The sequence below is a fragment of the Serratia sp. NPDC078593 genome (assembly GCF_050268245.1).
Lineage (GTDB): Bacteria > Pseudomonadota > Gammaproteobacteria > Enterobacterales > Enterobacteriaceae > JBNNGK01.
Genome location: NZ_JBNNGK010000002.1, coordinates 88,176 through 113,807, shown reverse-complemented (window position 1 = coordinate 113,807; position 25,632 = coordinate 88,176). Strand labels below are relative to the sequence as shown.

At 50.1% G+C, this 25,632-nt stretch carries 27 protein-coding genes and 1 riboswitch; of the genes, 8 read left to right on the top strand and 19 right to left on the bottom strand.

Going from position 1 to position 25,632, the window contains the following annotated elements; translation table 11 throughout:
• The first annotated feature begins 54 nt into the window (after positions 1 to 54).
• Together lipB and lipA are read left to right on the top strand one after the other, a co-directional pair.
• A complete protein-coding gene (gene lipB / locus ACQKDS_RS02575; protein ID WP_399665420.1) occupies positions 55 to 723 on the top strand; it encodes a lipoyl(octanoyl) transferase LipB in 669 nt (222 codons plus the stop codon).
• A complete protein-coding gene (gene lipA, locus ACQKDS_RS02570) occupies positions 716 to 1,681 on the top strand; it encodes a lipoyl synthase (RefSeq protein ID WP_399665418.1) in 966 nt (321 codons plus the stop codon). Before lipB ends, lipA begins: the two co-directional genes overlap by 8 nt.
• A gap of 108 nt (positions 1,682 to 1,789) precedes the next feature.
• Here lipA and tatA read toward each other — a convergent pair whose 3' ends face one another.
• A complete protein-coding gene (tatA, locus tag ACQKDS_RS02565; RefSeq protein ID WP_399665415.1) occupies positions 1,790 to 1,996 on the bottom strand; it encodes a Sec-independent protein translocase subunit TatA in 207 nt (68 codons plus the stop codon).
• Between the two features lie 178 nt (positions 1,997 to 2,174).
• Positions 2,175 to 2,237, top strand: a riboswitch (Fluoride riboswitch).
• 72 nt (positions 2,238 to 2,309) lie between these two features.
• Here tatA and crcB point away from each other — a divergent pair.
• The 3 genes from crcB (at position 2,310) to ACQKDS_RS02550 (ending at position 4,799) form a co-directional block, all read left to right on the top strand.
• Positions 2,310 to 2,693: a fluoride efflux transporter CrcB gene (gene crcB, locus ACQKDS_RS02560; protein ID WP_399665412.1), complete on the top strand. Its 384-nt coding sequence runs from the start codon at positions 2,310 to 2,312 to the stop codon at positions 2,691 to 2,693.
• Between the two features lie 311 nt (positions 2,694 to 3,004).
• A complete protein-coding gene (locus tag ACQKDS_RS02555; protein ID WP_399665410.1) occupies positions 3,005 to 3,616 on the top strand; it encodes a TetR/AcrR family transcriptional regulator in 612 nt (203 codons plus the stop codon).
• A complete protein-coding gene (locus tag ACQKDS_RS02550) occupies positions 3,609 to 4,799 on the top strand; it encodes a multidrug effflux MFS transporter (RefSeq protein WP_399665407.1) in 1,191 nt (396 codons plus the stop codon). Before ACQKDS_RS02555 ends, ACQKDS_RS02550 begins: the two co-directional genes overlap by 8 nt.
• Before the next feature lie 60 nt (positions 4,800 to 4,859).
• On the opposite strand, the gene cspE is transcribed toward ACQKDS_RS02550, so the two are convergent.
• A complete protein-coding gene (gene cspE, locus ACQKDS_RS02545) occupies positions 4,860 to 5,069 on the bottom strand; it encodes a transcription antiterminator/RNA stability regulator CspE (protein ID WP_002210315.1) in 210 nt (69 codons plus the stop codon).
• A gap of 319 nt (positions 5,070 to 5,388) precedes the next feature.
• Here cspE and ACQKDS_RS02540 point away from each other — a divergent pair, with 319 nt between their 5' ends.
• Together ACQKDS_RS02540 and ACQKDS_RS02535 are read left to right on the top strand one after the other, a co-directional pair.
• Positions 5,389 to 5,868 carry a cold-shock protein gene (locus ACQKDS_RS02540; RefSeq protein WP_399666207.1) on the top strand — a complete coding sequence of 160 codons (480 nt, stop codon included), beginning with the start codon at positions 5,389 to 5,391 and terminating at the stop codon, positions 5,866 to 5,868.
• An 86-nt stretch (positions 5,869 to 5,954) separates the two neighbouring features.
• The gene (locus ACQKDS_RS02535) at positions 5,955 to 6,116 is read left to right on the top strand and encodes a YnfU family zinc-binding protein (protein WP_399665397.1); all 162 of its coding nucleotides are present in this window, start codon (positions 5,955 to 5,957) and stop codon (positions 6,114 to 6,116) included.
• A 4-nt stretch (positions 6,117 to 6,120) separates the two neighbouring features.
• On the opposite strand, the gene ACQKDS_RS02530 is transcribed toward ACQKDS_RS02535, so the two are convergent.
• Positions 6,121 to 7,569 (bottom strand): diguanylate cyclase, encoded by a 1,449-nt coding sequence (locus tag ACQKDS_RS02530; protein ID WP_399665394.1) that lies wholly within the window; start codon positions 7,567 to 7,569, stop codon positions 6,121 to 6,123.
• Positions 7,570 to 9,233: 1,664 nt separating this feature from the next.
• Between ACQKDS_RS02530 and ACQKDS_RS02525 the strand changes: the two genes are divergently transcribed.
• Positions 9,234 to 9,800, top strand: coding sequence for a helix-turn-helix transcriptional regulator (locus ACQKDS_RS02525; RefSeq protein ID WP_399665391.1), 567 nt, complete (start codon positions 9,234 to 9,236; stop codon positions 9,798 to 9,800).
• A 96-nt stretch (positions 9,801 to 9,896) separates the two neighbouring features.
• On the opposite strand, the gene ACQKDS_RS02520 is transcribed toward ACQKDS_RS02525, so the two are convergent.
• From ACQKDS_RS02520 to ACQKDS_RS02445, 16 genes are all read right to left on the bottom strand, one after another.
• Positions 9,897 to 11,012 (bottom strand): hypothetical protein, encoded by a 1,116-nt coding sequence (locus tag ACQKDS_RS02520; RefSeq protein ID WP_399665388.1) that lies wholly within the window; start codon positions 11,010 to 11,012, stop codon positions 9,897 to 9,899.
• 41 nt (positions 11,013 to 11,053) lie between these two features.
• On the bottom strand, positions 11,054 to 13,615 hold the full coding sequence (locus tag ACQKDS_RS02515; RefSeq protein ID WP_399665386.1) for a fimbria/pilus outer membrane usher protein: 2,562 nt from the start codon (positions 13,613 to 13,615) through the stop codon (positions 11,054 to 11,056).
• Between the two features lie 108 nt (positions 13,616 to 13,723).
• Positions 13,724 to 14,470, bottom strand: a complete 747-nt coding sequence (locus tag ACQKDS_RS02510) for a molecular chaperone (protein ID WP_399665383.1) — start codon at positions 14,468 to 14,470, stop codon at positions 13,724 to 13,726.
• Between the two features lie 9 nt (positions 14,471 to 14,479).
• The gene (locus tag ACQKDS_RS02505) at positions 14,480 to 15,211 is read right to left on the bottom strand and encodes a molecular chaperone (RefSeq protein ID WP_399665380.1); all 732 of its coding nucleotides are present in this window, start codon (positions 15,209 to 15,211) and stop codon (positions 14,480 to 14,482) included.
• Positions 15,212 to 15,216: 5 nt separating this feature from the next.
• Entirely contained in the window at positions 15,217 to 15,795 is a 579-nt protein-coding gene (locus tag ACQKDS_RS02500; protein WP_399665377.1) for a fimbrial protein, read from the bottom strand.
• Positions 15,776 to 16,492 (bottom strand): molecular chaperone, encoded by a 717-nt coding sequence (locus tag ACQKDS_RS02495; RefSeq protein ID WP_399665374.1) that lies wholly within the window; start codon positions 16,490 to 16,492, stop codon positions 15,776 to 15,778. Before ACQKDS_RS02495 ends, ACQKDS_RS02500 begins: the two co-directional genes overlap by 20 nt.
• 57 nt (positions 16,493 to 16,549) lie before the next feature.
• Positions 16,550 to 17,098, bottom strand: coding sequence for a fimbrial protein (locus tag ACQKDS_RS02490; protein WP_399665371.1), 549 nt, complete (start codon positions 17,096 to 17,098; stop codon positions 16,550 to 16,552).
• A gap of 608 nt (positions 17,099 to 17,706) precedes the next feature.
• A complete protein-coding gene (locus tag ACQKDS_RS02485; protein ID WP_399665368.1) occupies positions 17,707 to 19,266 on the bottom strand; it encodes an FKBP-type peptidyl-prolyl cis-trans isomerase N-terminal domain-containing protein in 1,560 nt (519 codons plus the stop codon).
• Positions 19,263 to 19,652 carry a hypothetical protein gene (locus tag ACQKDS_RS02480; RefSeq protein WP_399665365.1) on the bottom strand — a complete coding sequence of 130 codons (390 nt, stop codon included), beginning with the start codon at positions 19,650 to 19,652 and terminating at the stop codon, positions 19,263 to 19,265. The genes ACQKDS_RS02485 and ACQKDS_RS02480 overlap by 4 nt, the downstream gene beginning before the upstream one ends.
• Positions 19,653 to 19,715: 63 nt before the next feature.
• Complete coding sequence (locus ACQKDS_RS02475) at positions 19,716 to 20,342, bottom strand: response regulator transcription factor (RefSeq protein ID WP_399665363.1); 627 nt, start codon at positions 20,340 to 20,342, stop codon at positions 19,716 to 19,718.
• 326 nt (positions 20,343 to 20,668) lie between these two features.
• Positions 20,669 to 21,166, bottom strand: coding sequence for a hypothetical protein (locus tag ACQKDS_RS02470; protein ID WP_399665360.1), 498 nt, complete (start codon positions 21,164 to 21,166; stop codon positions 20,669 to 20,671).
• 1,372 nt (positions 21,167 to 22,538) lie between these two features.
• A complete protein-coding gene (locus tag ACQKDS_RS02465; protein WP_399665357.1) occupies positions 22,539 to 23,534 on the bottom strand; it encodes a reverse transcriptase domain-containing protein in 996 nt (331 codons plus the stop codon).
• On the bottom strand, positions 23,527 to 24,024 hold the full coding sequence (locus ACQKDS_RS02460; protein WP_399666204.1) for a fimbrial protein: 498 nt from the start codon (positions 24,022 to 24,024) through the stop codon (positions 23,527 to 23,529). The genes ACQKDS_RS02465 and ACQKDS_RS02460 overlap by 8 nt, the downstream gene beginning before the upstream one ends.
• A gap of 32 nt (positions 24,025 to 24,056) precedes the next feature.
• A complete protein-coding gene (locus ACQKDS_RS02455) occupies positions 24,057 to 24,542 on the bottom strand; it encodes a fimbrial protein (RefSeq protein WP_399665354.1) in 486 nt (161 codons plus the stop codon).
• The gene (locus tag ACQKDS_RS02450) at positions 24,539 to 25,039 is read right to left on the bottom strand and encodes a fimbrial protein (protein WP_399665351.1); all 501 of its coding nucleotides are present in this window, start codon (positions 25,037 to 25,039) and stop codon (positions 24,539 to 24,541) included. The genes ACQKDS_RS02455 and ACQKDS_RS02450 overlap by 4 nt, the downstream gene beginning before the upstream one ends.
• A 10-nt stretch (positions 25,040 to 25,049) precedes the next feature.
• On the bottom strand, positions 25,050 to 25,619 hold the full coding sequence (locus tag ACQKDS_RS02445; RefSeq protein ID WP_399666202.1) for a fimbrial protein: 570 nt from the start codon (positions 25,617 to 25,619) through the stop codon (positions 25,050 to 25,052).
• Positions 25,620 to 25,632: the final 13 nt, after the last annotated feature.

Below are 25,632 nucleotides of genomic sequence, written 5' to 3'. Positions count from 1 at the left end.
GGTCGCGAGCGGGAGCGCCCGGTATAATGACTTTACCACTTCTGTAACCTGACGATGACTCGTTTGCAACACAATAAGATCATACTGCGTCAGCTGGGGTTGCAGCCCTATGCGCCTGTATCCCAAGCCATGCATAACTTCACCGATCGCCGTACCGAAAGTACGCCAGATGAGCTGTGGTTGGTGCAGCATCAGCCTGTATTCACCCAAGGCCAAGCCGGTAAAGCAGAACACGTTTTGATGCCAGGAGAGATTCCGGTAATCCAAAGCGATCGCGGTGGCCAAGTGACCTACCATGGCCCCGGTCAGCAAGTGATGTACGTGATGGTTGATCTTAAACGCAACAAAGTGGGTGTACGTCAACTGGTCACCGCGCTAGAAGATACGGTCATCAATACCCTCGACCATTTTCATATTCATTCGCGTGCGCGCCCTGATGCACCCGGCGTGTATGTGGGCGAGCAAAAGATTTGTTCTCTGGGCTTGCGGATCCGTAAAGGAAGCTCCTTTCACGGTCTGGCGCTCAATGTTGCCATGGATCTCAGCCCATTCCAGCGTATTAACCCTTGTGGTTACGCCGGAATGCAGATGACACAGATCGGCGCGCTGGTGCCCGGCGTTGGCATAGACGACGTTCATCCAATCCTGGTACAGAAATTTGTTCATCTACTCGGCTACCAGACGGTCGAGTCTCGTAACTGGAACCTGCACGACTATGAGTAAACCAATTCAGATGGAACGCGGCGTTAAATACCGCGATGCAGACAAAATGGCGTTGATCCCGGTTAAAACGGTGGTCACCGAACGGCAGGAGCTGTTACGTAAACCCGAGTGGATGAAGATTAAATTGCCAGCGGATTCAACACGCATCCAAGGCATCAAAGCGGCTATGCGTAAGAATGGTTTGCATTCGGTGTGCGAAGAAGCATCTTGCCCTAACCTGTCTGAATGCTTTAACCACGGCACCGCTACCTTTATGATTTTGGGTGCCATCTGCACCCGACGCTGCCCATTCTGTGACGTTGCACACGGCCGCCCGGTCGCACCCGATGCGCATGAACCGGAAAAACTGGCCCAAACCATCGCCGATATGGCGCTGCGCTATGTGGTCATTACCTCGGTTGACCGTGATGACCTACGCGACGGTGGCGCACAACACTTTGCCGATTGTATTACTGCCATTCGCGCAAAAAGCCCGAACATCAAGATCGAAACGCTGGTGCCCGACTTCCGTGGGCGCATGGATCGTGCGTTAGACATTCTGACGGCGACACCACCAGACGTGTTCAACCACAATCTGGAGAACGTGCCGCGAGTCTACCGCCAGGTTCGTCCTGGTGCGAATTACGAATGGTCATTGAAGCTATTGGAACGCTTTAAAGAAACCCACCCAGATATTCCAACCAAATCCGGTCTGATGGTGGGTCTGGGCGAAACCAATGCTGAAATCGTCGACGTCATGCGCGACCTACGCCGCCACGGCGTCACCATGCTGACTTTGGGCCAATATTTACAGCCAAGCCGCCACCACTTGCCGGTGCAACGTTATGTCAGTCCGGCTGAGTTTGACGAAATGAAAGAAGAAGCATTGGCGATGGGCTTTACCCACGCGGCCTGTGGCCCGTTTGTGCGTTCTTCTTACCATGCAGACTTGCAGGCCAAAGGCATGGAAGTGAAATAACCTTTAAATTTGATAATAGTTATTTTTTGTTACGCTTCACTGAATCAATAGGCAACAAAAACGGATGCGTCAACGCATCCGTTTTTATTATTTAACGCATCACAAAAATCAGCGATCTTTCTTTTCGACTTGTTGTGCAGCGGTCGAGTTAGCGCCACTGCTCTGTGACGGAGACGCATCATCGCCCAGCGCTTTTTTAAAACCTTTCAACGCGGCCCCAAGATCCGCCCCCAAGGTACGCAATTTGCTGGTGCCGAACAGCAATACGATTAACACCGCAATCACCAGCAGCTTGGTAATACTGATACCTTCCATACTCACCTTCTTTATTCATACCAGCTGCAGAATGCAGCGAAGAAATAAAACTTGCCTGCCATTATTTACCTACTTTCTTTAGGGTAAAACAACCGCAACGTGTAACAGAGTAAGACGGTAATCGCCCCGCGTATCATGCAATAGCTTCTGTAAAATGGATGACACAAGGTGTAAAATCGCCCGCGACGGAGATGACATTCCTCCATAACCGCCTTAACGGGCTGATGATGTCTACGTAACCTCTCAGAGAGGTGCGTAGCGTTGCGCCTTAACCTTTCTGAGCCCGTATCAATAACCGAAAGAGTTTTCTACCATGTTGAGTTCGTTACTGGCTGTTTTTATTGGCGGTGGTTTGGGCAGCGTATTGCGTTGGGCGATCAGTATGAAACTGAATCCGCTGCATGCACATATTCCGGTCGGTACACTGACGGTTAATCTACTCGGGGGCTTTATTATTGGCTTAGCGATGGCGCTGTTTAGTCGCGTCCTCTCTCTCGACCCGACCTGGCGTTTATTGATCACCACCGGCTTTTGTGGCGGCCTGACCACTTTTTCAACCTTTTCGTTAGAAGTGGTGTATTTGATGCAGGACGGCCGCATGCTTTGGGCACTGACTAATGCACTGATTAACCTCGCCGGCTCACTGGTGATGACTATCTTGGCGTTCATGTTAGTCAGTTGGATCACCGGCCAGTAACCCCCGCTTAATGTTTTCTTAATCTTACACATGAATAATCTCATCCAGTCGCGCTAACTGGATGAGAGATCGCATGCTAATTTTACCGAAAACCACGTCGGAAACGATGGCCACCCTACTCTGCCTGGCGATTGTCGTCGCCTTTATCAAAGCCTATCTTTTTACCTGAAACCATTTACCACTGAGCGCTGGGCGCCAAGCGCCTATGCAATGCTTTTGGTAAAACACTCCACAATCGCCCCACCTTCCATTACAATTGAGAATGAACGTTCACACTCAAAAAAAATACAGACATTGCTATAGGATGGGAGATGCTAACTCCAACAGAAAGCCGACGTATAAAAGCCGAACAGCGCCGCAATCAGATTGTCGACGCGGCGAAAACCTGTTTTCGCCAACACGGCTTTCACGGTGCCAGCATGGCGGAAATCGCCCAGCGGTCGATGCTGAGCGTTGGCCAAATTTATCGCTATTTCGCCAATAAGAACGCCATCATCGAGGAAATCGTTAACCGCATCATTAGCGAAAAAATGCATCGTTTAGAAGACATGAGCGACCATATCAACCTGATAGCCGGCACGCTGGCTGCTCGCGCCTTGTATCAAACAGCAGGCCAAAGCGAAAATGATCACCTATTGATGCTGGAGGTCACTGCAGAAGCAACGCGCAATCCGCTGGTAGCCAAAATGCTGAGTGATGCCGAAGCACGCCTGTTTCGCCACGTATGCCACAACCTGAAAAAACTCTACCCTCATTTCAGTGATGCCGACATCGCCGCGCGGGTTGAATTTATCGCAGTTCTCAGCGAAGGCACCGGCTATCGCATGTTAACAACGCAAAAAGCCGATATTAAGCTGCTGGAAGGATTATACCAGCAAGCCCTTTCCCACCTGTTCCGCGAGCCAGAAACCCCTCATGACTAAACAACAACACCGTCAACGCCTGATGTATGCCGTGGTGCTCGGCCTACTCGCGGCACTTGGCCCTCTGTGCACCGATCTCTATTTACCGGCGCTGCCCGAACTGGCTGGGGAGCTCAATACCGCCACGGCCACCGCTCAGTTAAGCCTGACGGCAGGATTACTGGGGCTAGGGCTCGGCCAACTCATTTTTGGTCCTTACAGCGATAAACTGGGGCGTATGCGTCCACTGCTGCTGTCGTTACTGTTATTACTGGCAGCCTCACTCTGGTGCGCCTTGGCACCGAACATCGATCAGTTGCTGATTGCCCGCTTACTACAAGGATTGGCCGGTGCCGGCGGTGCCGTAATTTCACGAGCCATTGCGCGCGATCTCTATTCCGGCCATGAACTGACCCGTTTCTTTGCCTTACTGATGCTGGTGAACGGATTAGCGCCGATCGTCGCGCCTATTCTTGGCGGCTTATTACTGAAGTTTATGGATTGGCGCGGTATTTTTGGCGCGTTGGCATTAATCGCGCTGTTGCTGTTTACGCTATCGCTATGGAAGCTACGTGAATCGCTACCACAGGAACGACGCAGCCAAGGCGGTATTCTGACAATGTTGTGCTCATTGGGCAGCCTATTGCGCCAGCGCCAATTTATGGGTCTGTGTCTAACGCAAGGCTTCGTCATGGCCGGCATGTTCGCTTATATCGGCGCATCGCCTTTCGTATTACAGGAAATCTACGGGCTCAGCCCACAAATGTTCAGTCTGTGTTTCGCTATTAACGGCATCGGCTTGGTGATTTCCGCACAAACCGCAGCGCGCCTGAGCCGTCGATTTGGCGAGTTACGTGTACTTAGCGCCGGGCTAAGTATGGCTGCGGTATCATCACTGCTGTTATTACTGGCAGCGTCACTGCATGCTCCATTGGTGATGTTGTTAGTGCCACTCTTTTTCTCGGTAGCCGTGATTGGCACGGTAGGGCCGACCGCTTCTTCCTTAGCCATGCAAAGCCAAGGTGACAAAGCAGGCAGCGCATCGGCATTGATTGGCGTTTGTATGTTCGCGCTCGGTGCGTGCAGCGTACCGATTACCGGGCTCGCCGGCACCTCTAGCGTATCGATGGCACTCACTATCGTCGGCTGTTATTTCATTGCGATCGTACTGTTTACCACATTCGTACGTAAACGTGTCAGTTGAGATAGTGGCAATAAAAAACCCGCTCGTTGAGCGGGTTTTAACAATATTGGCTACTGTAGCTTAGATAGCGATAACGTTAGCAGCAGATGGCCCTTTGGCACCGTTCGTGATTTCAAATTCTACACGCTGGCCTTCAGCAAGCGTTTTGAAACCATTGCTAGCGATGGCAGAGAAGTGAACGAAAACATCCTTGCTACCATCTTCTGGGGTAATGAAGCCAAAACCTTTAGATTCATTAAACCACTTAACGCTACCTTTAATCTTAGACATCAAACTTACCTTTAACGTGAATGTAAGACACAAAACGTGTGTCTCATACAGTACAGCAAGTAGACGGGATTTTGTCCACCACCGAGATCACATAAAACCAATAAACAGTGAAATAATCGGCATTCGCTCTGTTAGCAAGTCGGATGTTTGCAGAATCTATGACGATACTCTTTTTACTGCTGTCATCACCGAACTTGGGGCAAGTACACCGCTGAACACGATCGCGCAACCGGCACATGGCCGAGCATCGGCACCCTGTCCATATTTGGCATTCCGCGCTATCATAAGCAGCGTATTGAACAAGTTTATGAGAATAATGATGAACGGCAAGATAACGACTTTTTTTGAAGACAAAGGCTTCGGCTTTATTACCGATGAGAACGGGGAAAATCGTTATTTTCACGTGATTAAAGTACAAAACCCGGAGCTGATTAAGAAGAACGCAGCGGTAACCTTCGAACCCACCAACAACACCAAAGGGCCATCCGCCTTCGCGGTGAAGGTATTAGCGCCAAGCAAATACATCATCATCGCCAATGAACGCATCAAAATCAGCAGCATTAAATCTTTTCACACCTTCACAAAAGAGGTACCGGTAAAAGCCGAGGTGGATAAAGAAAATACCGTGCTATCGGTGGGGCTACTGATGAACCGCATTCGTCCACAAGCCACAGAAGAGCCGCAAGCCATGCAAAGTTTGCGTATGCTGTCGATCGTGACCTTCCAGAATGTCACCCATACTTTCTCCGAACACGAAATCGATATGGATGATACGCTGAGCGCGCTAAAGCGCCTGTAATATCCCGCGCGCGAAAAAGAAAAACAGTAAAGCTATTTTAAATCACCTGTGTTAGCGTGGATATTCACCTCACACAGGTAACCGTTATGTCTGACTCGCGCAGTGCCAAAGGCTTTACCAACCGCACCACGCCCATTGCGTGCCCCAAATGTGCCTATGTCACCGATCAACAATGTTCACGCTTGCAACAGAACGTGGTTCTGATCTGCCCCAATTGCGGCGTAAAATTTAAACCCCAACAAAACTGAACCGCTATTTAAACAGAATATGATCGATGCTGGTGCCATTAACGGCATTGAAAGGTTCGACACGGTTGCGGCCCAGTGATTTAGCACGATACAACGCAATATCAGCCATATTAATTAGCTGTTCTAGCGGCTTAACCTCATTCATCGCCAAACTGGCAACCCCGACGCTGATGGTCATTTTCAGTGGGCTGTGGTCGCCAATGTTAATTTCCGCTTTCGCAACCTGACGCCGTAAATACTCCCCAAGCGCCACGGCATGCGCCGCCAGCGCCCGTGGCAGCATAATAACAAACTCTTCGCCACCAGAGCGCCCAAGCAGCTGATCGGGGCGCAATTCACGGCGCAAAATATGGGTCAAATTCGCCAACACCCGATCGCCAATCACATGGCCGTGGGTATCGTTAATTAATTTGAAATGATCAACATCGATCAACAGCAATGAAACGGCTTCTTTCGAGCGTTGCTTATGTGCTAACAACTCACGCGCTTTGCGCATGAATGCGCTACGCGTTAGCGTACCGGTGAGAAAATCATGATTGGCGCTGTGCTCTAATCGCCGCATCAACTTGCGATTGACCGCAATCGAACTGGACAGAATCAGCGGCCCCATGACCAACATGGCGATGCCCAACCGTGCCGACATCAGCGTATCCAATGGCACACCGTGCGTACCCGGCGTGCCATAAAGCATCAAATTGGCTGAAATGCTGCTTATCTCAATAACGCCGGTCAACAAGGTCAACAGCGTGACGGTAAACAACTGGTAGCGTACCGCACACCAAAGCAGCGCGGGAATAGCAAAAGCAATAGCGCCGGGTCCACCGATATATACGCTGACGAGCAATGAGCCAATCAGCGCCAACAGCGGCAAACTTGCACTCAATTGCCAGTTTATCCGCATCTGCAATAAAGGTTTCAACCGCGGCGCGGCCAACAGTACGGGCAATATTAATAAGGTGGTGGAAAACTGTTCGGTGAACCATGCCAGCCAAGCGGTGACCATCGTATTATTATACAGGCTGTCGGTACGGAACACCGACAGCGTCGAGGCCACAGCCGCACCGGCTAGGCTAGCGGAAAACAGATACAAAATCGCCTGCGGCTTACCCATTCGCCGCTGAGACTTCGGCAACAGCAACATCACAACATAGCCGGTAGCAATCAGCGACATATTACAAGCGTTAAGCCACAACGCCAGCGCTAACCCCTCCCCCGTGCTCAAATCAGCACAAATCATACCCAAATAGGTCGCCAGCCATCCCAGTGGGGTGGCATAAGTGGGTTTGCGCAGTAACAGTCCAAGCAAAATGGCATTGACTGGCCAGAATAAAGACAGCGCACCTATCGGCCGCGAGAATATTCCAACCAAGGAAAGCAGGAAGGTGAGCAAAAAAAGGTTAATAAGTTGAAGGGCAACCGGCAGACCATGTTTAGAGATTATCCTGGCGTTCATTGTCTGAGCCTCGCGCGCATAATAACCAAAGTAATTGTGTGCATATTCAATGACCCAGCGAAACAAGTAAGATAAATAAGCCAGATTGTGGCTTAAAAAGCCAGATAAAATAAATCACTCAGTGCATTAACGCTTATTTAACAGAATCATCTTAAGATACGTCCCCCGCGGAGCGGTTCTACACCAAACATCCCGCCCCCCCATTAATAAAAAGCTGTGTAAATTTCACCAATAGCCTGATGGTAATAGCATAGCGCAAGCCACTGTAATCTGAAACAAACCATTACTCACTTTATTATTAAGGTTACAAGCCGCAATTTGCAGAAGAGTCAGTGGTTCCTCAGCAGATTCACGCTCAGTCAGCTCCCAGCAAACACCGTGATATCTGTAGGTAAACGTGATAAATCAGTAGCGATCTGTTTCGCCTACGCGCTACAGCGTTAGAATAAAGCACAAGCGGCATGCGACGACAGGTAGATCGCGGCAACCCACGCTGCAACGCCGGCCAATTACGGGTGGAGCACCAGCACAGACACCGCGTCTTGGTGCAGGGTTAAACATGGTGTACTGAATAGATAAAAAAAATCCCGCACAAGGCGGGATAAAAATAACAGGGATGGGTAATACACTACAGGAATGGAATAACACACAACATCATCGGGTGAGCTAACAGTAGCAATTCGAATGTATAGAAGTGTCATTACACGGTAAGTTTGTTGCGGTAGATGTAACGCCGAATGGAAAGTATGAACCTTACTGCTATCCGATAACGGTAGCATCAAAATTTGTTGCCGGTCTTTCCCGGCTGTCATTGAACACCAAGCGGTAACACTTACGGCTACATGGAGTGTAAATGTAAGTGCCGCGCCTGTTGTGAACAATCAAAAACGCCACGCGCCCTTTATCAAGCGGTTCGTTTTAATCCATGCGAATAATACCCAGAAATAGCAATATAACAATCATTAAATAGGTATGGATATATTTCCCGCTCTTACATGCTGTAATAATCACCATGATTTAAAAAATCTACTGAAAAAGTGCCATAGATAACATTTAGAGGCTTAACTCCACCCTCCCCGCCCCACAAAACCACCTTCACTGTGATAAAAATACTATAAATTTAAAAAAATAATCGCAAGATTACTAAAACAAGCCAGCAACCCGACCGTTTTCTTATAAAAACAATCACCTTGCCACACCATTACTTTAAGGTTACAAACCATAAAAAATGCGCTTAAAAAAGGTAACGCGAACCCCTAATCAATAAAAAGCATAGAGTTGCAGAGCGGTCAATCATGCACTCACCCTAAATAAAATAAATTTTTGTATTAAAAACCAACCTAAAAAGGAGCGAAATGAATATTAAAAAAACAGCAAATCACAACAATCAAAACTAAACATCAACTTTTTTGCACAGTATTCCTAATAGCCTACACGCCTATATAGATAGAATGTCATCCCAAAAAAACCTTACATCTAAACACCCCGTATAATTATGAAGTTTCTTAAAATCACCTTCCTCTATTGATTTTTTATTTATCTATTGCAATTATATAATTAACACAGTGATATAATTTCATCATGAGTGTTTTTTGTAACAATCTATTTTCCAGATTATCATCAACATTATGGATAAGTAGTTTAATATGGAATTTTAAAAAATCATGACCATATATTTTTTCTGTGAAGATAATTTTTTTTCAAGCGGCGCAGTTGCATTGCTGCAATCCCACAATGTATTGGCGGAAGTCATTGATAGAGATCGGGCGAATCACTCATTTAGCAAAGATGATGTGGTTATCATTGAAACCACCTGTGATTTAATTATAAAGAATATGGTAACGCAGGCAACGCATGATGGAGCGAATTTTTTATTGGTTTTTGACATACCTTGTCATATAACCCAATCTGTAATTTGGTCACATAATCATTTTTCTAAAAAAATTGACAAACACACACTTATCAATCTATTACAGCACATAAAGATTCATAACAATAAATATCGAGAAGATCTAAGCTTGTGTGAAATTCAAGTCATGGTGCTACTATTAAAAGGGAGAAAGACAGATGAAATATCATTGAACTTTGGCATACCATTAAAAAAGGTACTGGAGCACAAAAACAGCGCCCTTATAAAAACGGGCATCATTAATGACAACTCACTCTACCTATTAAATTTTAAAAAAATAATTACCGCACAATATTACTGCGAGCATGCGCAAGTAAAATAAAAAACATTACACAATTAACACCAGGGCTTCCCCACCTCAATGAGGCAAAAAATGACAGCATGACACGTTACGCCATGCCATCATGATTAAAAAATATCAATTAAACGTCACCATCATTTCTGTTGAAGCGCGAACCGTCCCCATGGGTAACGTTTCCCCACCGGAGCATAATCGCCATGTTATTTGGTTCGAATGGCTGGAGCTTGATTCGCCACTCGTAATATGACCCACTTTAAACGGGGTACTGTCGAAAGAGATACCATTATTTGTATTGCAGGCACCGCTGCCAGTCACTGCGTTATCGATTTCACCGGTGATATAACCGCCCCCCTGGTTTAGCGACAATTTATTTTTATCGCCATCAAACAATCCTGAAAGTGCACGGAATTGAACATTCACATTTGCGTTAATCATATTGCTGTTTTGCGTGCAGTTCGTCACCATCGTTTTCACTTGCTTTGCCAACTCGGCTCCAGGCTCCACATTGCGTTCCACATAGCCAAAATCGACATTAGCATCCGTTGTAACATAACACTCCAACGACGATATTCTCAGTTGAATATCACTCGGCAAAATGGATTGTGAGCGGTCTCCTTTTACCCCCCCTTCAGTGAAACTTGCAAAATACATAGGCGGTAGCTTGGTCGTCCCATCTTTTTGATTACCATTGGTGACAATGGTCCCCCCCCCCTCGGCTGTCACCTGCCGGTCTTTATCGTAAAAAGACGAGGAACCCGCATTGCGCGGGGTCAAACACCAAACGTAGCCTTCACTATTTGGGCTCACAATGGTATCACCGTTCGAGGTTGTTGCTGTTGAACTGGGTAAGCCCAGGCTCCCCGTCAACACTTCAGGTTTTCCCCGATGGCCATAAACCGCAGATACTGTAGCTCGTGGTACCAAAGCGACACCCTCAGCAATTTTTATCCCCCAATGCCCTTGCACCTGCGTTAACGAAGGAGTCGTGGTTTTCATACAACGGGAGTTAGAGTTAGAGATAGCGGCGACGCCATACATTAATCTCATTCCCAATTGGTCAAAATCGCCCGACAAGTTGACATGGAATGGCAACCCCTCCCAAACCACCCCCGACCCTTTACCTATAGTGATCACCGTGGCTGTTTCCCCTTGTGCAGAAGCACATATAGCCAGTAGCGTAATAAAAACACGCTCTGTTACGCGGCGCCATAAGCACATTTTCCCTGATTGCATCTTCCCACCTCCCTTTTGATAAAACATGTTATTCACATGGATTATTTATGTTTTTTTTCACAGGCAACGGTCAATTGCCGGATCGGATTATTTTCAGAAACGATCACCCCCGCCAACTGGAATGCAGCCAGACACTGCTGATCTGGCGATTTGCCCCATTTCACCGTTAAATGTCCGGATTCCGGCAACCCGCCCAGATAGGACTGGCCCGCATCCCCAACAATACTCGCGATCTCCTCACCATCTTGGGGCTCTGCCAGTGCGACCACCGCCCCGAAGGGAACGACCCCATCATCCAGGCGTAACGTAATCAATGCCTGCAAGCCTACACGGGTAGCAAAATTAGCCATTACCACAGCCCCCTTGGTGGGATAAACATCGATGCTTGATTGGGTAATATCCACATCATCAGGCAACGTCGCTGGGTTCAGAATGATGTTGTTCTTCTGGTAATCCGACAAATACGGCACCACCGCATATCCCCGACTATCAATCTGAGTATTGCCATTCATCACCGTAGTGCCAACAGCACCCGGTGCGCGGATTAAGGCCACCGAGCTACCTAACGTCTGACTCAGCGTGGCACCTTGTGGATGTATCACTAGCCCACCGCTCGCGCCCACATGCAATGAGCGGTACTGTGCTGCATGGCTATAGCCCATATTGATCGCGCCCTGGCTACCCTGATAACCCAGATTCAGGGTGCTGCTGGCACCATTGTCACCGGTGTTTCCATTCGTCCACCCCTGCATCGCGCTGTAAGACAATCGGTTGTCAAGTGCACTGCCGTTAATGCCAGCCTGCTGTTGTACACCACCGCCATTGCTGTGGGTCATTTGGTAGCTAGCGTAGCTGTTACGCGCCACCTCAGAGTGGCTGAACAGACTCAATGGCACCTGAACATTCATGGATAACTGCCGATTTTCCGGCCAGTTGCCATCCCCTTTCACGCGGTCGATGCTATAAGCGAGGCCGTAGCTGATGCTGCCAATACTGCCGTTAAAACCGGCAGACAGGGTATTATTCACCTGTTTTCTGCCCCAATAATCATCACGGGAAGAGGATAAATAGAGAGCCCCCCACTCCCCCATTTCCTGACTAATACGCATTTGAAAACTACTGCGGCGACGGTCTAGCGCCCAAGGCACCTGCCCCTCACTGAGCTGATACCCCAAATTATTAACGTCTGAAAAACTGTAGTAATTGCGCGTTGAATAACGATACGCCGCCAAGTCGATCGCCGTTCCGGTACTGAGCAAGCTTTTGGCATAGCGCAAACGATAGGATGCTCCCTGTTCACGCGATGACCGATGACGCAACTTAGCATTCGCTGCGGTTATATCCGCCGATATTGCGCCAAAATTACCCAGTGATACGCCACTGCCCACGACCGCAGAGAAGTAGTCTTTCGCGAGCAATCCGCCGCCATAGAGCGTCACATTGTGGGGCAAACCATAAATCAGTGTCCCCAAGCCAAACGTCAGCTTCTGCGAGCCATCAGTCACACCGCCGTGATAACGCCCCGTGGTAAGTTCGTACTTTAGCGCCCCCGGCCGCAGCATGGTCGGCAATGATGAATATGCAATCGTCTGCGTACGAACCCGACCATCCGATTCAGTGATAGTGACCGTCAAATCACCCGCCAAACCGGTTTGGTAAAGATCGCTAATGGTAAAAGGGCCTGGAGCAACATAAGTCTGGTAAATAACATTACCATTCTGGCTGATCGACACCCGGGCATTGGATTCGGCAATACCTGAAACGATCGGGGCGAATCCTCGCAGGCTATTGGGCAGCATGGGCTCACTGGAATTCAGCTTTACGCCGCGAAAGGGAATGCTGTCGAACACCTCATTACCGGTCGCATTTTCACCTGCCAATATTTCTGAACGCCATGGCCGAATATCACGCTGAATATAGGTATTCATAAACTGGGTGTTATGCAGCCTCTGCCGGCGTTGACCCGCGCTTTGGTATTCATTTTGTGTATAAGTTACATCGCTGCGCAGCCGCCAAGGACCAACATTGAAACCACTTCGCACGTTAGCAAAAATGCTAGTTTGCTGACCTTTCCAGTCACTTTGCCGTGCATCCTGCCAATTGCGATTGCCGTTTAAGGTATAGTTGAACAACAAAGAAGGCATACCATCGTCCCATAAAGCAGGATCAACATAGCCGCCTATTTTCGGCTGCATGGCGATTTGTGGAATGCTCAATTCAAGCCGTAGCTGGGAAAAATCAAATTTTATTTGTGCCTGCGGGATCCGCGTTTTCAGATTATCAACCGGCACATCCCGCGGCAGGTTCTTAAACGCGGGTAGCGATTCGGTATTAACGCCGACATAATGCAAAAACTCAGGTGTCAAAGCTGGGGTTAATGCGCCCTGCGCATTTTTTTGGAAAACCAATGTGTGTTGCCCACGATCGCTTTGGTTAACAAACACGCTCACCAAATATTTACCCTCCGCTATTTGGCCGGCAGTTTCAAACTGGCTCAAATCAACGGACTGCGCACCCTGCTGGCCATTAATCCGCAACAGACCCGGATCAAAATAATCCCGCCCCCAAGCGGGTAATACACCGCTTATAATCAATACGCTCAAGCCGATTAGCCTTGAGCTGGTTTTAACGGTAAAAATATCAGCGCCACACGCTGAAAGTGTCCTTGTCATGGTTCTATGTCCTTATCATTTTGGGCCCCAGTTTATGAGTTACAGGGCCTGACGTTGCCACGGCGTATCCCAGCCGTCTTCATCAATCAGTTGCCAGCTCACCTCACCGGCGGCTTGATCTGGCAAGACATAAGCTTGTTGCCCCTTTGGCGGCACCATCACGCGTAAACGCGCTTTATCCAGCAAGTCATTTCCAATCTTTAAACGGGAAAACGTCAGCCAATAGGGTGTGGGGTTTTCAGCGATTAACCTCTGGCCCTCTCGCCGAAAGCGTAATTGATGGGCAACCTCAGCCACCGCGCGTGGCTCCAGACTTTTCGGCCGATAAAACAATTTCAGGTTGCTCACTACGGTTAAGGTCAGCTGTTGTGAGACGGTGCTCTGCTCTTGCCCCTGCTGTAACGGAATAGCTTTTAACGAAATAAAAAAAACCGATTCGCGATCCTCAGGCAAGGCAACCTGAGTACGGCGTATACGCAGCGTCAAGGCATCACCAGGGTCAAGCCGCTGCAAGGGTGGCGTAACAATAAACGGCATCGGCGTTTGCCCATCATGCGGCAGCACGCCGCCAGTCTTAACATCAACGGGCTGGATCCACGACTGCATCAAATAGACATTTTGCGTCTTGTTATTGGCCGTTAGCGTCACCCCTTTCTTCTCTTTCTCCGGAAAGATCACCCGCAGTACATAAAAAGAGATGCCTTGAGGTTCTTCCTTCTGGTTCGCTACCGCACCGCTGCTGGCCAGCGAGGCGCCCAACAGCCACAGCATCATAAGTTTCTTCATAAATCGTCCTTAGTCCTGGGCCATCGCCTGCCGACAAAAGGTTGAAATGCCGCCGTAATCGGTAACCACTTGCCACTGCCCTTTCACCACACGCTGCGGGGCTGGGTAATCTTGTTGAGTGAAGGGGGCGATCATGGCCGGCCAGCGATCGAGGTCAATGGCTCGTTCGTCGAATGCTAGCGTTGCCAGCGTTAAGGCGTACGGCGTTGGGTTCACAACTTGCACGTTGTTCCCTCGCTGTTTCAACCGTAATCGACAGCCCGCCTCTTCTGCCGTCATGGCTAACCCTGCTGGGCGATAAAGCAACTTGATATAAAAACGAAACCCCATTGACAGTTGAATACCGTTCTTTGATTGCGCCTCTTCTATTTCACCCGCGGGTATCGCCAACGCAGAAAGATAAAATACCGATTCACGATCGTCCGGCAGGACGGTGTTCCCGCTGCGCAAAACCCGCAGACTGTTTTTGCTCCCCGGTTCTAGCCGAAATAACGGCGGCGTGACGATAAAGGGGGCAGGCTGGATATTGTCCGGCGAAATTTGGCTACCGGCCTGAATCAAATAGGTTTTCTCATCCTGATTTTTAATCGTCAGGCTTTGCGCCGTATCCGATGCCTGGAAGATCAACCGGGTAGGGGTAAGGCTAACCCCCCCATGCTGAACCGCCGGGGCGATAGGTAAATACCCGCCGACAAGCAAAATCACCCCACGATAAAACAACCTTTTTATCTTTTTATTCATAAAATTCAGCGATAGGTGAAATCAAAAATAATGCGTGCCGTCAACCTGCCGGGTTTTATCGCACTTGATCTGCAAGCCGTATTGGAGCCACAGGACACACCGACATACAAAGGTAAATCAGTATCAACCGGCACCACATTCGCCGGTCCAACGGATAAATAATCCCCATTTTTTACTTCTTTCTGCCCATATTCTGGCGGGGTATCTCCCTGAGTCAGTAAGATGCCAATACCTATTGCCTGTGAATCGGCACTGCGAAATAGCCATTTGTTATCGCCACTCGCGGCAAATCCTTCACCCGTCACCCTGACCATCGGCTTTAAATCACCGCCAACCACGCCATCACACTGGCGAACCTGAAGAGTAAAGGGCTGGGGAAGCGCCACCACGTTACCCACGCTCAAGGCGGACAACGATACACTGCCCAGATACACACTGCTTTTATCCAGACTTAGTTCACAGGTTGCCGGAGTAAGTACAGCGGCAAAGTTAATCCTCACGCCGTGCGCGGGGAAAAGCGTGAGTAAACAAAGGGAAAATGCGACAGGTAATAGCATACGCGGCTTAAGGCAACGGATATTCATAACTGTCGATACCTCCCTGATCATTAATGGTTTTCCAACTTATGTGCCCGCGGGATAGCGTCGTCGGGTAGGTGTGTGAACCAAATGGCTTCAGCATCAATGCGTCAGGTGAAATGAGCGGTAAGGTTTTCCCAGCAAAATTCAATCCCGCCAAACTGACAAAATAAGGCGAAGGATTAGTGACCGTTAACCCAGTCGCGGAAACGGCAAATTTAAGGCCTTTCTGGGCTTGAACGCTACTACCGGATAATCCGGCTGGTCGATAAAATAATTTAATAATAGTGCCTACGCCCAATTGGACCGCACCACTAACTTTTTGCGTGAGGTCGTCACTCCCCGTCGCCTGGCTTGCGGGAATGGCGCGAGTATTTAAATAAAAAACCGATTCACGATCATCTGGGAGTGATTCACCTTTTAACGCGATACGCAGCTGATTAGTGCTTTGTGGCTCCAAGCGAAAAATAGGTGGGGTAAGCCAAAATGGCGTATTTTCACTTCCATCAATGGTCTTACTAATATTTGCCTGAACCAAATAGGGTAAATTCGGCAGGGTATTACGTACGGTAGCCGTAATACTTTTTGCTCCCTGAGGGTAAATCAACCGAGTGGCATTAATACCAAACCCTTCCGCCTGTGCCGGTAATGTCATAACCGCACTTGTCACCATCAAACAAAGTGTTCTGATGAAACCTTTCATATGCCGCTTCCTGCTCTTTTAAAAAGGCAGACATCATGCTGTCTGCCATAAAAATGATCAGTTGTAGACGAAGCTGAATAAAATAGGTGCGCTAACATGGCCAATGTCAACATTATTGCCTGTTACCGTCGAGGCTAAACCGGCCTCAAGGCTTAATGTTTTAGAATTAAATTCATCGGCAGAAGTCGTGCCTGCTGTGGCAACCTGCAATTTATCGCCATTGGCGATATAATCCGTTTCACCTTTTAGATTTAACATGATACCCGTATTAGTACCGGTGGTATTAAAAATACTGGGGTTACCACCCAAGGCCTGCCCGCTAATCTTAAGACTAGCCGTATCGCCGGCAGCAAGTGGTACATCGCAATTATTTAACCCTACGGTAAAAGGCTTAACGCTATCCGCAATCGGCGTAGCAACGGTAGTAAAAGCTTTAGGCGTATAGTTGCCTAAATCAAGATTATTGGTCGACAGCGATACATCGCAACTTGCCGCAACGACATCCGCCGTAATCATGATTTGAGCATTGGTCCCCGCATGGGAATAACCACTTACTGAGAGTAAAAGCAAAGCAACAGGAACCAACTTTACAATAGAATTACGCATAGAATTCAATCCTTCCTTAAATTGAAGTTAGAGATAGCATGATCACGTTATAATATGTACCCCACGAGCGCACGAGTACATCCCTCATGTGTTTCACACTAACAAAACAACCATTAAATGAATTCACTTAACAGCAGAGCCATTATAGCCATACAATTTATGACGAATTAGTTAATTTACGCGCAAATACGTATTTTGGGATTCTTAATGAATGGGAATCCTAAATTTGAAAGCTTACCGATAGATTTCCGATGACACATTGAAAAACATCCAGAGCATACTAATACCAGATAACAGCCGGACCCGAACTATTGGACGATAACGTTATTACTCATGACGCTAAACAAACACATCGCATACTACAGAAAGAATACCGTCCCCCGCCACCCTCATTCCAAAATGCCAAGCTGAGCCCCCAATATCCACACCAGTCTGCGTCAAAGAAATTGAATTGCCGCAGAACTTTCATTAACGTTTCGTTTTTTCATCGTCACGCCCTAAAGGAAATAGTCTTTGGCGCCGCCCCGTTGATTTAACAAAAAAGGGATACCCAAAGGTACCCCCATCAGCACGTCATTTTTCAACATTCTTTGTGGGGTGAACGCTTGTTATTTTTTTGCCGGAGGGTACATTTCCGCAATGCGCAGTTGATAAACCATAGTGGCATTTGGCGGCACACTAGGTGGATAGCCCTTTTCTCCATAGGCCAGTTCTGGTGGCACCACCAAGGTTAAAGAACCGTGGTTACGTAATACCTTTAGCGCTTCTTGGAACAGAGGAGGAAACTTATCGATACTCTGGCTAAGTACCGCACCGTTGGCTTCCATATCTTGTATCACCACGCCATTAGTCAGCGTTTCTTTCACCACCACATCTAAAGCCGCTCCGTTAGGGATCGGGCTATCACCCGCGTAGTCAACGCGGTACCAGGCACCTGTAGCGGTGCGCTTAACCCGCGAGTCTTTTTTGAAGCTGGCCAGATAGGATTCCCCTTTTTTGGCCTGTTCCGCCATCACCTTCTCTCTGGCGCGCGTCACCAAACTTTCGGAAGCCATTAAAGCCTGGTTAAGCTGATCGTCGGAAAGCTGCCGCTGGCCGGAAAAAGTATCGATAATACCGGCCAGAATGACCTGCTTATCGGTATTCACTCCCCACTTTTTACGCTCTGCTTGCATCTGCAAAATTTCCTCGCCCAACGAGACACCGGCGGCATAATCCTGCCGGCCAGATGGTTTTTCCAAGGTTTTCTTGTTAAGCAGCACTGGCGCTTTAGCCTGCAAAGCAGCCAGTTCTGCGCGCAATGCAGTAACAGTGGCCACATTGCTTTCCACCTCGTTCTGTAAAGCCTGCCGCTGCTGTTTCAGCTCTTCTTGCTGTTGCAGCTGTTGCTCACTGTGTTCTTGAGCGCGAACCAACTGCTTTTTTAAATTTTCACTGCTGATATTCACCATTTGATAATTTTTTTGCGCACTGGCAAGGTGAGTTTGCAGCGTGATTTTGTCTGCCTTCACAGCCTGCAACTGCGCATTTAACCTGCCGATAGCCTCCTTGGTCTCTTTCGTAGTCAGGCTTTTCTTCTCCGCGAGCGCCGTTTTTAATGCATTCACTTGCGTTTGCAATGCCGTATTGTTGGTTTTCAGTGCCAGTGCCGCTTGCTGCTCCCGTTTCAGGGTTGCCACAACCTGTTGTTCTTTTGGTGTAATCGCCAGCGCTTGACGCAGCCCTTGAGCTAACTGGCTCAATCCTTTCATGTCCGGTACTGGCACCGGTTGAGGCAATGCCATTTTTTCTGCCAGCGACGTTTGCAATACACGGACTTTTTGCTCCAACTGAGAAATGGTGGCTCGCTGGCGCTGCAACTCGGCCTCTTTAGTTTGCCAGCGCAGTGTCGGTGTTTTACTTGTTTTTTCGGCACTGGGCTGTTTTTGCCCAGCGTTAGCTTGGCCGGTGTTTTTTTGCGGCTTTGATGATACCGGTGCAGTCTGCCGCGATTTTTGGTCATTGTATTGTTCGGCAAACTGCAGCAAAGCGGGCACCCCACTATTATCGGTAGGCGTAGCGGCCAGTGCCAGCGGCCCCACGAACAAATTCCCCGCTACCATCATGCCCAGTAAGGCGCGGCATGACGACAGCCCCGTAATCTGGGGGAAACGTCGTTGCCCCCTCATTCACTCCGGCCCTCATGTTGGGCTAAATGGAGCAATACCGCCTGATTAATTTCCGCACATAATAAGCTGACTTTATAGTGGTACAAGGCGTCGACGGTACCTTGAGTTTCACCGTTAACCTTGTTGCGCAGGCTGGCGTATTGCGCGGCATTGCCCATCAGTTGATCAAAGGTTTGCTGGGTTGCCTGATAATCCTTGGTTTTCAGCGAATTCAACACCCCCAGTTCTTGCTGACACTGCTGCAGCCGTTTAGCCTCCTGTTCAACCTGCGCCTGCGGATTACCCACGACGGCTTTGCCTGCCGGGGTAGGGGCCGGTGCACGGCAGGCACTCAGTAACAGGAGCATGCCCAGCAATGCCCATTTCATCGAATACGCTGTTTTCATCTTACGGTTCCTCATTGGATATCTTATATCCCTGGTTTTAAGTTAACGGACTGAGTTACAGAGTTAATTGGGCGGAAGCGGCTGATTTTTAAATACATTGACTACGCTAAGGCCACCACTCAACAGCCAGTAATTTAATTCGATATTCTGACTAATATTCAGTTTTCGCATAGCCGCTCGCTTATGAGCACTCACGGTTTTTTCACTCATATTTAACTGCAAGCCGATAGCATGGTTATTCATTCCCGTAAGCAAATGCCTCATCACCTGATATTCACGCCGGGTTAATATCGGCGGGTTAACGGTATGCGTATCAGGTTCACTCGGCGTGCCCATTTTTTCCTGAATTAATAATGCTTGGTCAAGTAAATAGAGTAGGCTCTCCAGGCTTTGAGAGCGGCTGATAAAAACCGTATTCTCTTTAGAGAGTCGCGAGGGATAAATCTGTGCATGGTAATGATCATTAATCAAAAAAACGCGTTGTCGTGACGGACAGGAAAAAGTATAGCCATAGCCCATTTTTCTCCCGAGTTCCTTTGCGACAAACGCGATATCGGCATGGTTTTTATACGCGATATTTCTGGTAAACAGCGTATTAATACCCCGCTGGTTAAAATACTGACTTATCCCTTGTCGTAATCCCTCAGCGAAATATCGATCGTTATCGATTAATAATATGGTAACTGTCACGTTCACCTCCAGTTTCAATCCATATTCATTCAGTAATAGTCGTGTTCAGGTTGGCGCCGTTCGTGTTTAGCCGAAAAGCGTTAAACCTGCTTCCCCGACCGTGCCAGTCAGCATAATGGTAGCGAGTCATATCAATATAAAGCAATTTAATTCAAATAATCACCATTTAACAGAATATAATTCTGATAAACAAGTGATTATTAGTTTTTTTAAATTAAAAAAGTGATTTTTAAATCCATGCTACAACCGAATGTTCTTATTGCTGGACAGCAAAATTAGAGGGTAAGAACATTAATTATGTGGGACGGCAACCTATCGCTAGCCTATTAACCATACTGAATAACACAAACCAAATAAGGCCATAAAAGTGAGTTAATCAATACGGTATTATCGTTGATTTTTTTTATACCAACATAAAACTCAATTCCTGGGACTTCTGGGGACACCGCAGCATTCCAGAGATCTTCAGGCAGATTATCGATGGGATGGGTAATGACGCTGTGGATCGTGATCATTTTCATACCATGTATGGCTTTTGGTGCAATAATAAAATGAGCTCGTCGGTTCAGGTGGTATACCTTATTCCCAGTCGCCACCGTTCCTGCCATAGAAAAAAAACCATTCTGCTTGCCGGTCAGAAACAAAGTAACGGTGGCATCGGTATGAACCATGCTGAGAGGATCACTTACCGCTGCAGAGTGTTGTTCAAATCGGGATATACAGCTATAAGGCTGCAGATCATCACGACCGTAGCTTAAAAAGGCAAAAGAGATAATCATTAAAAAAGCCACTGCGAGGGCAATAGCGTAATAACCCGCTTTCATGACTTCCTCCTTGTTAGTTTTGTGACTATATACCGCCCGTTAGCGCCAATGGGGCTTATTAGTGAATTCGCTGCCCCCTCGTTTCGCAGCACAAGGGTAGGGGGCGATCGCAAGCGTGATGCGCGGGGTCTTTTCCAAATGGATACACGCCCAATGTTGGCTAAGCCCAGAACTCAGTCCACCGGAGTGCTGGGTAGCTGGGCTCCCCCAGTGGGTCGCACAGGGTCTATTTCGCCGGGTATAGGGGCTAAGACCGCACCGTGCAGGTTCATCTGCGTTCACCGAGCCATGATGCTAGGTAGATATGCACCGATGTTTGATAATGAGTGGGGCGCGGACGGTGATGCCACCACGGAAGACTAAGCGCCAATTCTCCAGTCCAGGTTCAGTCCGGCCGCACCAGATTTTATCGGGTGGGCAGTTCATCACCTTCCAGACCCCAGTGCGGTTTGACTAAATCTCAGCGCCGCGAGCAGGGGACTGCGATATCAGGCATGGACTGGCGAGGTGCGGGGTCCCCCCGACCCGAGATCTCAGTCCCACGTCGCCACGATAACCCCGGACCCGGAGTAAGTTCCAGCGTTGGATTGTGTATCGTCGATAGTACTGAGTAATTCAATCTCTGCGGTTGGGTCTGCGGTTACGGACACACTCGTCGTACCCACACGTTGTATATACAGCTTGGAGCCGAGCGTAGCAGTCCCATTGCGCAACTCTATATCCGACGGGGTAGTCAAGGACACAGACGCGTTCTCACTACATGTGACCGTAGCACTCCCCCAGGCTCGGGACTTGACCGTTCCGATGCTGAGGCGGGAGTGTTCAATTGCGCGAGGGACAGACACAGAGCATTCCACCGGAGGGGGGGAGATTTTACAGTTAAAGGAATAGTGCTCATACCATCCAGCACGAGATGGATTGCTATAATAATGGGTGGAGAGCATGCCGGCGCACCCCATATACATGCCATTGCTGTCTACATAGGGAATGCGTACATTTTTCAGACGGCGGAATAATTCTTCGCCCATTGCGTCTACTCCCGTATTAGGGGTAGGTGGGTAGGGGACACCAAAGCAGGTATTCAGAGGGCCGGTGACGCCTCCATTGCCCTCGTAACCGCTCAGGATGTACCGATGTCTAGGCCGTTTGTCCGTTGTGGTGCCAGGCCCTAGATTGACGATGAGACGGCAGACCCCCGCTTCTATTATAGGGGAGTCACCCAACCCGAATTTTTCGGTTCCGTCAAAATTCATCGTCACATACGGTTGGGGGGGGGCACTGTAGACGCCCGAGATTTCAAGGGCGTGCCCATAGGTGGGCATTAGGAGGAGTGATAAGGATGAATACAGGATACGGGTAGGATTTGTCATTGTCATATGTGCGGGTCCATGATCGTCAAAGGGGTAAGTCGGCAAAGCATGCCGTTAGCCCATGTTGTCCACCGTGCCTGATACGCCTGCACCCGTGCAGCGGTTTCTGTCGCAGACAGCCCCCGCCGCCGGGCTTGCTCGTAAAGCCGCAAACGTCGTGCACGATAATTTTCTACTGCGCGGGGCGCAATGGTGGTCCCCTCGGGGATAAACCACACGCCCAGCCAGTCAAAGCCGTGTTCAATTCTTCCCAATTGGGTTTTATCCGGATGGGTTTCAAAGCCACCCAGATTGAAATAATGGTGCAGTTGCTTAACACCGCGCCGCAGTTGCCAGCGCGTGCGGGTCAGCAATACAAAGTCATCCATATAGCGCGCATAAAAGGTGCCCGGCTGCGCGGCAAAAAAGCTGTCGACGTGGTGCAACAGGCTGGCGCCGATCAGCGGACTCAGCGCACAGCCGCGGCAGATGCCGTGCGGCGGGGTAAACATCTCGCCCCCCTCCTCAACGCTGTAATACACATACTGCTCAATCAGGCCGGCCAGCACCGGGTCATCAAGGTGCTGTTGCACCAGGCTCAGCACCTGCTCTTTACGGATATGGCGGTAGTAACCGCGGATATCCGTGCGGTAAACAAAAGCGTACTCGCCGGCGGTGAGCGCCTGCCAGACCTGCGCCACCGACTGCCTGCCCCCGCCACGCCCTTTGAGGTGAGCGCAGCGTGGATGGGTGGGCAGCAGTTGTTCCACCTGCAGGGTGACCCATTTCAGCACCAGCGCATCTTGCGCGCTCCACTGCACCCAGCTTCTGTCGTACCGGCGGTGAAGCTGCATCGGTTGCAAGCGGTAATTGCCAGCAAGCACTCGCCGGTACAGCGCTTCCCCGCGCTCTTGCCAATGAAAGCGCAGGTGCCAGACATCCGCATTGGGCGGTGCATGGCGCCGTCGTTTCCCCAGCCAGCGATAGGCTGCCAGCCAGTCGCGTTCAGCCTTATTCATACTCTAGGCGGAAGGTAGCAATGGCGCTGAACGGCCCGCGCTCTATGCGCCGCCCGGCAATTGCCGCCGGCTCGCCCTGCACATAGGCCTGTACCGTCAGGGTGTTACTGCCAGCAACCAGCCGCTGTCCCTCACCAGCCTTATTCAACGGCAAAGGTTGGCCAGCCTCGGTTTCCATGCCGATCGCGATGCCGGATGCCCGGCTGCCGCCGTCAATCGCCAGCAGCCCCTTCAGGCTCGGGTTTTCCGTGCCGCTGAAGGTCACCTTGACCGTTTTACCCAGGCTCAGGTCACACTCCGTCAGGCGGATCTCGAACGCCTGCCCGTGGGTGCGCGTATTGGTGTACAGGTATTTGTCGATCACCGTGCCAAAGTCCAGCTGCACACGCTCATCCCCCGGCGCGATCACGCAGGGCTCCGCCACCAACGCGCCATGCAGGCGCACGTTGTCGGCCTGCACCACGCCGCTCAACGCCAGCAGCCCCGCCATCAAAACCGCGTTCAAATGCCTCTTGCGCCCGTTCATTGGTAAACCGCCTTCAACGTAGCCGTGGCCTCAAACGGCCCTTCTTTTAACGTCGCCCCCGGCCGTTTGACCGGTACCGCCTCAAGCTGCGGCGGATGCGTCAGGCTGATGGCGATCGGTTGGTTCAGCGCAAAAGGAACGCCGTTTTGCTTAATCTGGATAGCCAGATCGGTCACGCCGGTCACCACCGCCGCCCGGTCGTAATCCGCCGGGGTGCCGACGATCTCCAGCGTCATCACCCAGTTACCGGCGTTGCCATCGCAGGTGATCTGGTAGTTCATCGGTTGCAGGTAGTTCACCCCGTCGACCTTTGTCACCCCCACCCGGTTGCCAAAATCAACCTCCACGTCCGCCCCGTTATTGATGGTGCAGGCCGGGGGTTCGACCAGCGTGCCAAAAAACGCCATGTTCTCCGCCGCGCGCCCGGTCGCGCTCAGCATGCCGCCGGCCAGCAGCACGGTGATACCCAAATAGCGTTTCATCGGTATTCCACCTTCATCGTTGCACCGGCGGAAAATGCCCCGCCGCTCAGCCTGGCGCCGCTGCGCTTCACCGGCACCGCCTCGAGTTTTGGTAACGTGGGGTAGTTGAAGTTCAGCCAGCTTTTAATAGGTAACCGCTTGCCGTTATTCAGCAGTTCAATACCAAAATCTGTTTTATTGGTTTTCAATACCCCGCCGTCAAACGCCGCGCCGCTGCCATCAATGCGTATCCGCGCCGCCCCTGACGCCTCGCCTTCGCACTGCACCGAGTAGACGATCGGCATTTTTTTATACTCGCCGTCCACGCGGGAGGTCATCACGTCGTTGCCAAAATCCACTTCGATCAGGTTGTTGTTGTTGATCTCGCACGGCGGCGCCGTCAGCGTAATTTTGACCGTCACCGTCGCGGTGGCCGTTTTCGCCATCGCCGGGGCGCAGCCGCCCCAGACCATCAACGCCAGGCACAGCGCCGGCCTGCATGACCTCTCCGCTTTCATAACGCCCGCCTTAGTCATAATTGAGCCTGAAATCCACATGGGCCGTATAGGCACCGGCCTGCAACGGCGCCCGGGTGCGCTCCGGCGTCACGATATAGTCAAGCGTCTCTTGCCCCACCGCCAGCATCAGCGGCGCACCGCGATGGCCCAGGCGAATATCCCGGCCACGCGCATCCGTCATGCGTAACGCCACGCCGGAGGCCCCGCGCACCGCGATTAACTGCGGGTTATCCGCGTCCGCCGGGGCGACAAAACTGAGCGACACCGCCGGTTGCTGCGCACTCCACAGCAGAGTGCCGCTGCGTTCATCACGGTTGTTCGCCGGGCTGCGCAGGCAATCCTGCAAGCGCAACTGCACCGCCACCGGCGTGCCCTGCCCGCCCACCTGCGCCAACCGTGCGGTGCCGGTTTCCCCCAGCCACACCTCCTGATACGCCGACGCCATCTCCAGACGGCAAGCGCTCTCGGTCAGGGCACCCCGCACATGCAACACCCCATTGGCGCCGTCAACGTTCCAGTTATCCGCCGCCCGGGTCTCTGGCAGCAGCGCCAACACGCTGCCGACCACCACCGGTACCATCAGTACCGCCGCC

Coding starts and splice junctions, on each gene's coding strand:
- lipB (WP_399665420.1), top strand. CDS start 55: ATGACTCGTTTGCAACACAATAAGATCATACTGCGTCAGCTGGGGTTG.
- lipA (WP_399665418.1), top strand. CDS start 716: ATGAGTAAACCAATTCAGATGGAACGCGGCGTTAAATACCGCGATGCA.
- tatA (WP_399665415.1), bottom strand. CDS start 1,996: ATGGAAGGTATCAGTATTACCAAGCTGCTGGTGATTGCGGTGTTAATC.
- crcB (WP_399665412.1), top strand. CDS start 2,310: ATGTTGAGTTCGTTACTGGCTGTTTTTATTGGCGGTGGTTTGGGCAGC.
- ACQKDS_RS02555 (WP_399665410.1), top strand. CDS start 3,005: ATGCTAACTCCAACAGAAAGCCGACGTATAAAAGCCGAACAGCGCCGC.
- ACQKDS_RS02550 (WP_399665407.1), top strand. CDS start 3,609: ATGACTAAACAACAACACCGTCAACGCCTGATGTATGCCGTGGTGCTC.
- cspE (WP_002210315.1), bottom strand. CDS start 5,069: ATGTCTAAGATTAAAGGTAGCGTTAAGTGGTTTAATGAATCTAAAGGT.
- ACQKDS_RS02540 (WP_399666207.1), top strand. CDS start 5,389: ATGAACGGCAAGATAACGACTTTTTTTGAAGACAAAGGCTTCGGCTTT.
- ACQKDS_RS02535 (WP_399665397.1), top strand. CDS start 5,955: ATGTCTGACTCGCGCAGTGCCAAAGGCTTTACCAACCGCACCACGCCC.
- ACQKDS_RS02530 (WP_399665394.1), bottom strand. CDS start 7,569: ATGAACGCCAGGATAATCTCTAAACATGGTCTGCCGGTTGCCCTTCAA.
- ACQKDS_RS02525 (WP_399665391.1), top strand. CDS start 9,234: ATGACCATATATTTTTTCTGTGAAGATAATTTTTTTTCAAGCGGCGCA.
- ACQKDS_RS02520 (WP_399665388.1), bottom strand. CDS start 11,012: ATGCAATCAGGGAAAATGTGCTTATGGCGCCGCGTAACAGAGCGTGTT.
- ACQKDS_RS02510 (WP_399665383.1), bottom strand. CDS start 14,470: ATGAAGAAACTTATGATGCTGTGGCTGTTGGGCGCCTCGCTGGCCAGC.
- ACQKDS_RS02505 (WP_399665380.1), bottom strand. CDS start 15,211: ATGAATAAAAAGATAAAAAGGTTGTTTTATCGTGGGGTGATTTTGCTT.
- ACQKDS_RS02500 (WP_399665377.1), bottom strand. CDS start 15,795: ATGAATATCCGTTGCCTTAAGCCGCGTATGCTATTACCTGTCGCATTT.
- ACQKDS_RS02495 (WP_399665374.1), bottom strand. CDS start 16,492: ATGAAAGGTTTCATCAGAACACTTTGTTTGATGGTGACAAGTGCGGTT.
- ACQKDS_RS02490 (WP_399665371.1), bottom strand. CDS start 17,098: ATGCGTAATTCTATTGTAAAGTTGGTTCCTGTTGCTTTGCTTTTACTC.
- ACQKDS_RS02485 (WP_399665368.1), bottom strand. CDS start 19,266: ATGAGGGGGCAACGACGTTTCCCCCAGATTACGGGGCTGTCGTCATGC.
- ACQKDS_RS02480 (WP_399665365.1), bottom strand. CDS start 19,652: ATGAAAACAGCGTATTCGATGAAATGGGCATTGCTGGGCATGCTCCTG.
- ACQKDS_RS02470 (WP_399665360.1), bottom strand. CDS start 21,166: ATGAAAGCGGGTTATTACGCTATTGCCCTCGCAGTGGCTTTTTTAATG.
- ACQKDS_RS02465 (WP_399665357.1), bottom strand. CDS start 23,534: ATGAATAAGGCTGAACGCGACTGGCTGGCAGCCTATCGCTGGCTGGGG.
- ACQKDS_RS02460 (WP_399666204.1), bottom strand. CDS start 24,024: ATGGCGGGGCTGCTGGCGTTGAGCGGCGTGGTGCAGGCCGACAACGTG.
- ACQKDS_RS02455 (WP_399665354.1), bottom strand. CDS start 24,542: ATGAAACGCTATTTGGGTATCACCGTGCTGCTGGCCGGCGGCATGCTG.
- ACQKDS_RS02450 (WP_399665351.1), bottom strand. CDS start 25,039: ATGAAAGCGGAGAGGTCATGCAGGCCGGCGCTGTGCCTGGCGTTGATG.
- ACQKDS_RS02445 (WP_399666202.1), bottom strand. CDS start 25,619: ATGGTACCGGTGGTGGTCGGCAGCGTGTTGGCGCTGCTGCCAGAGACC.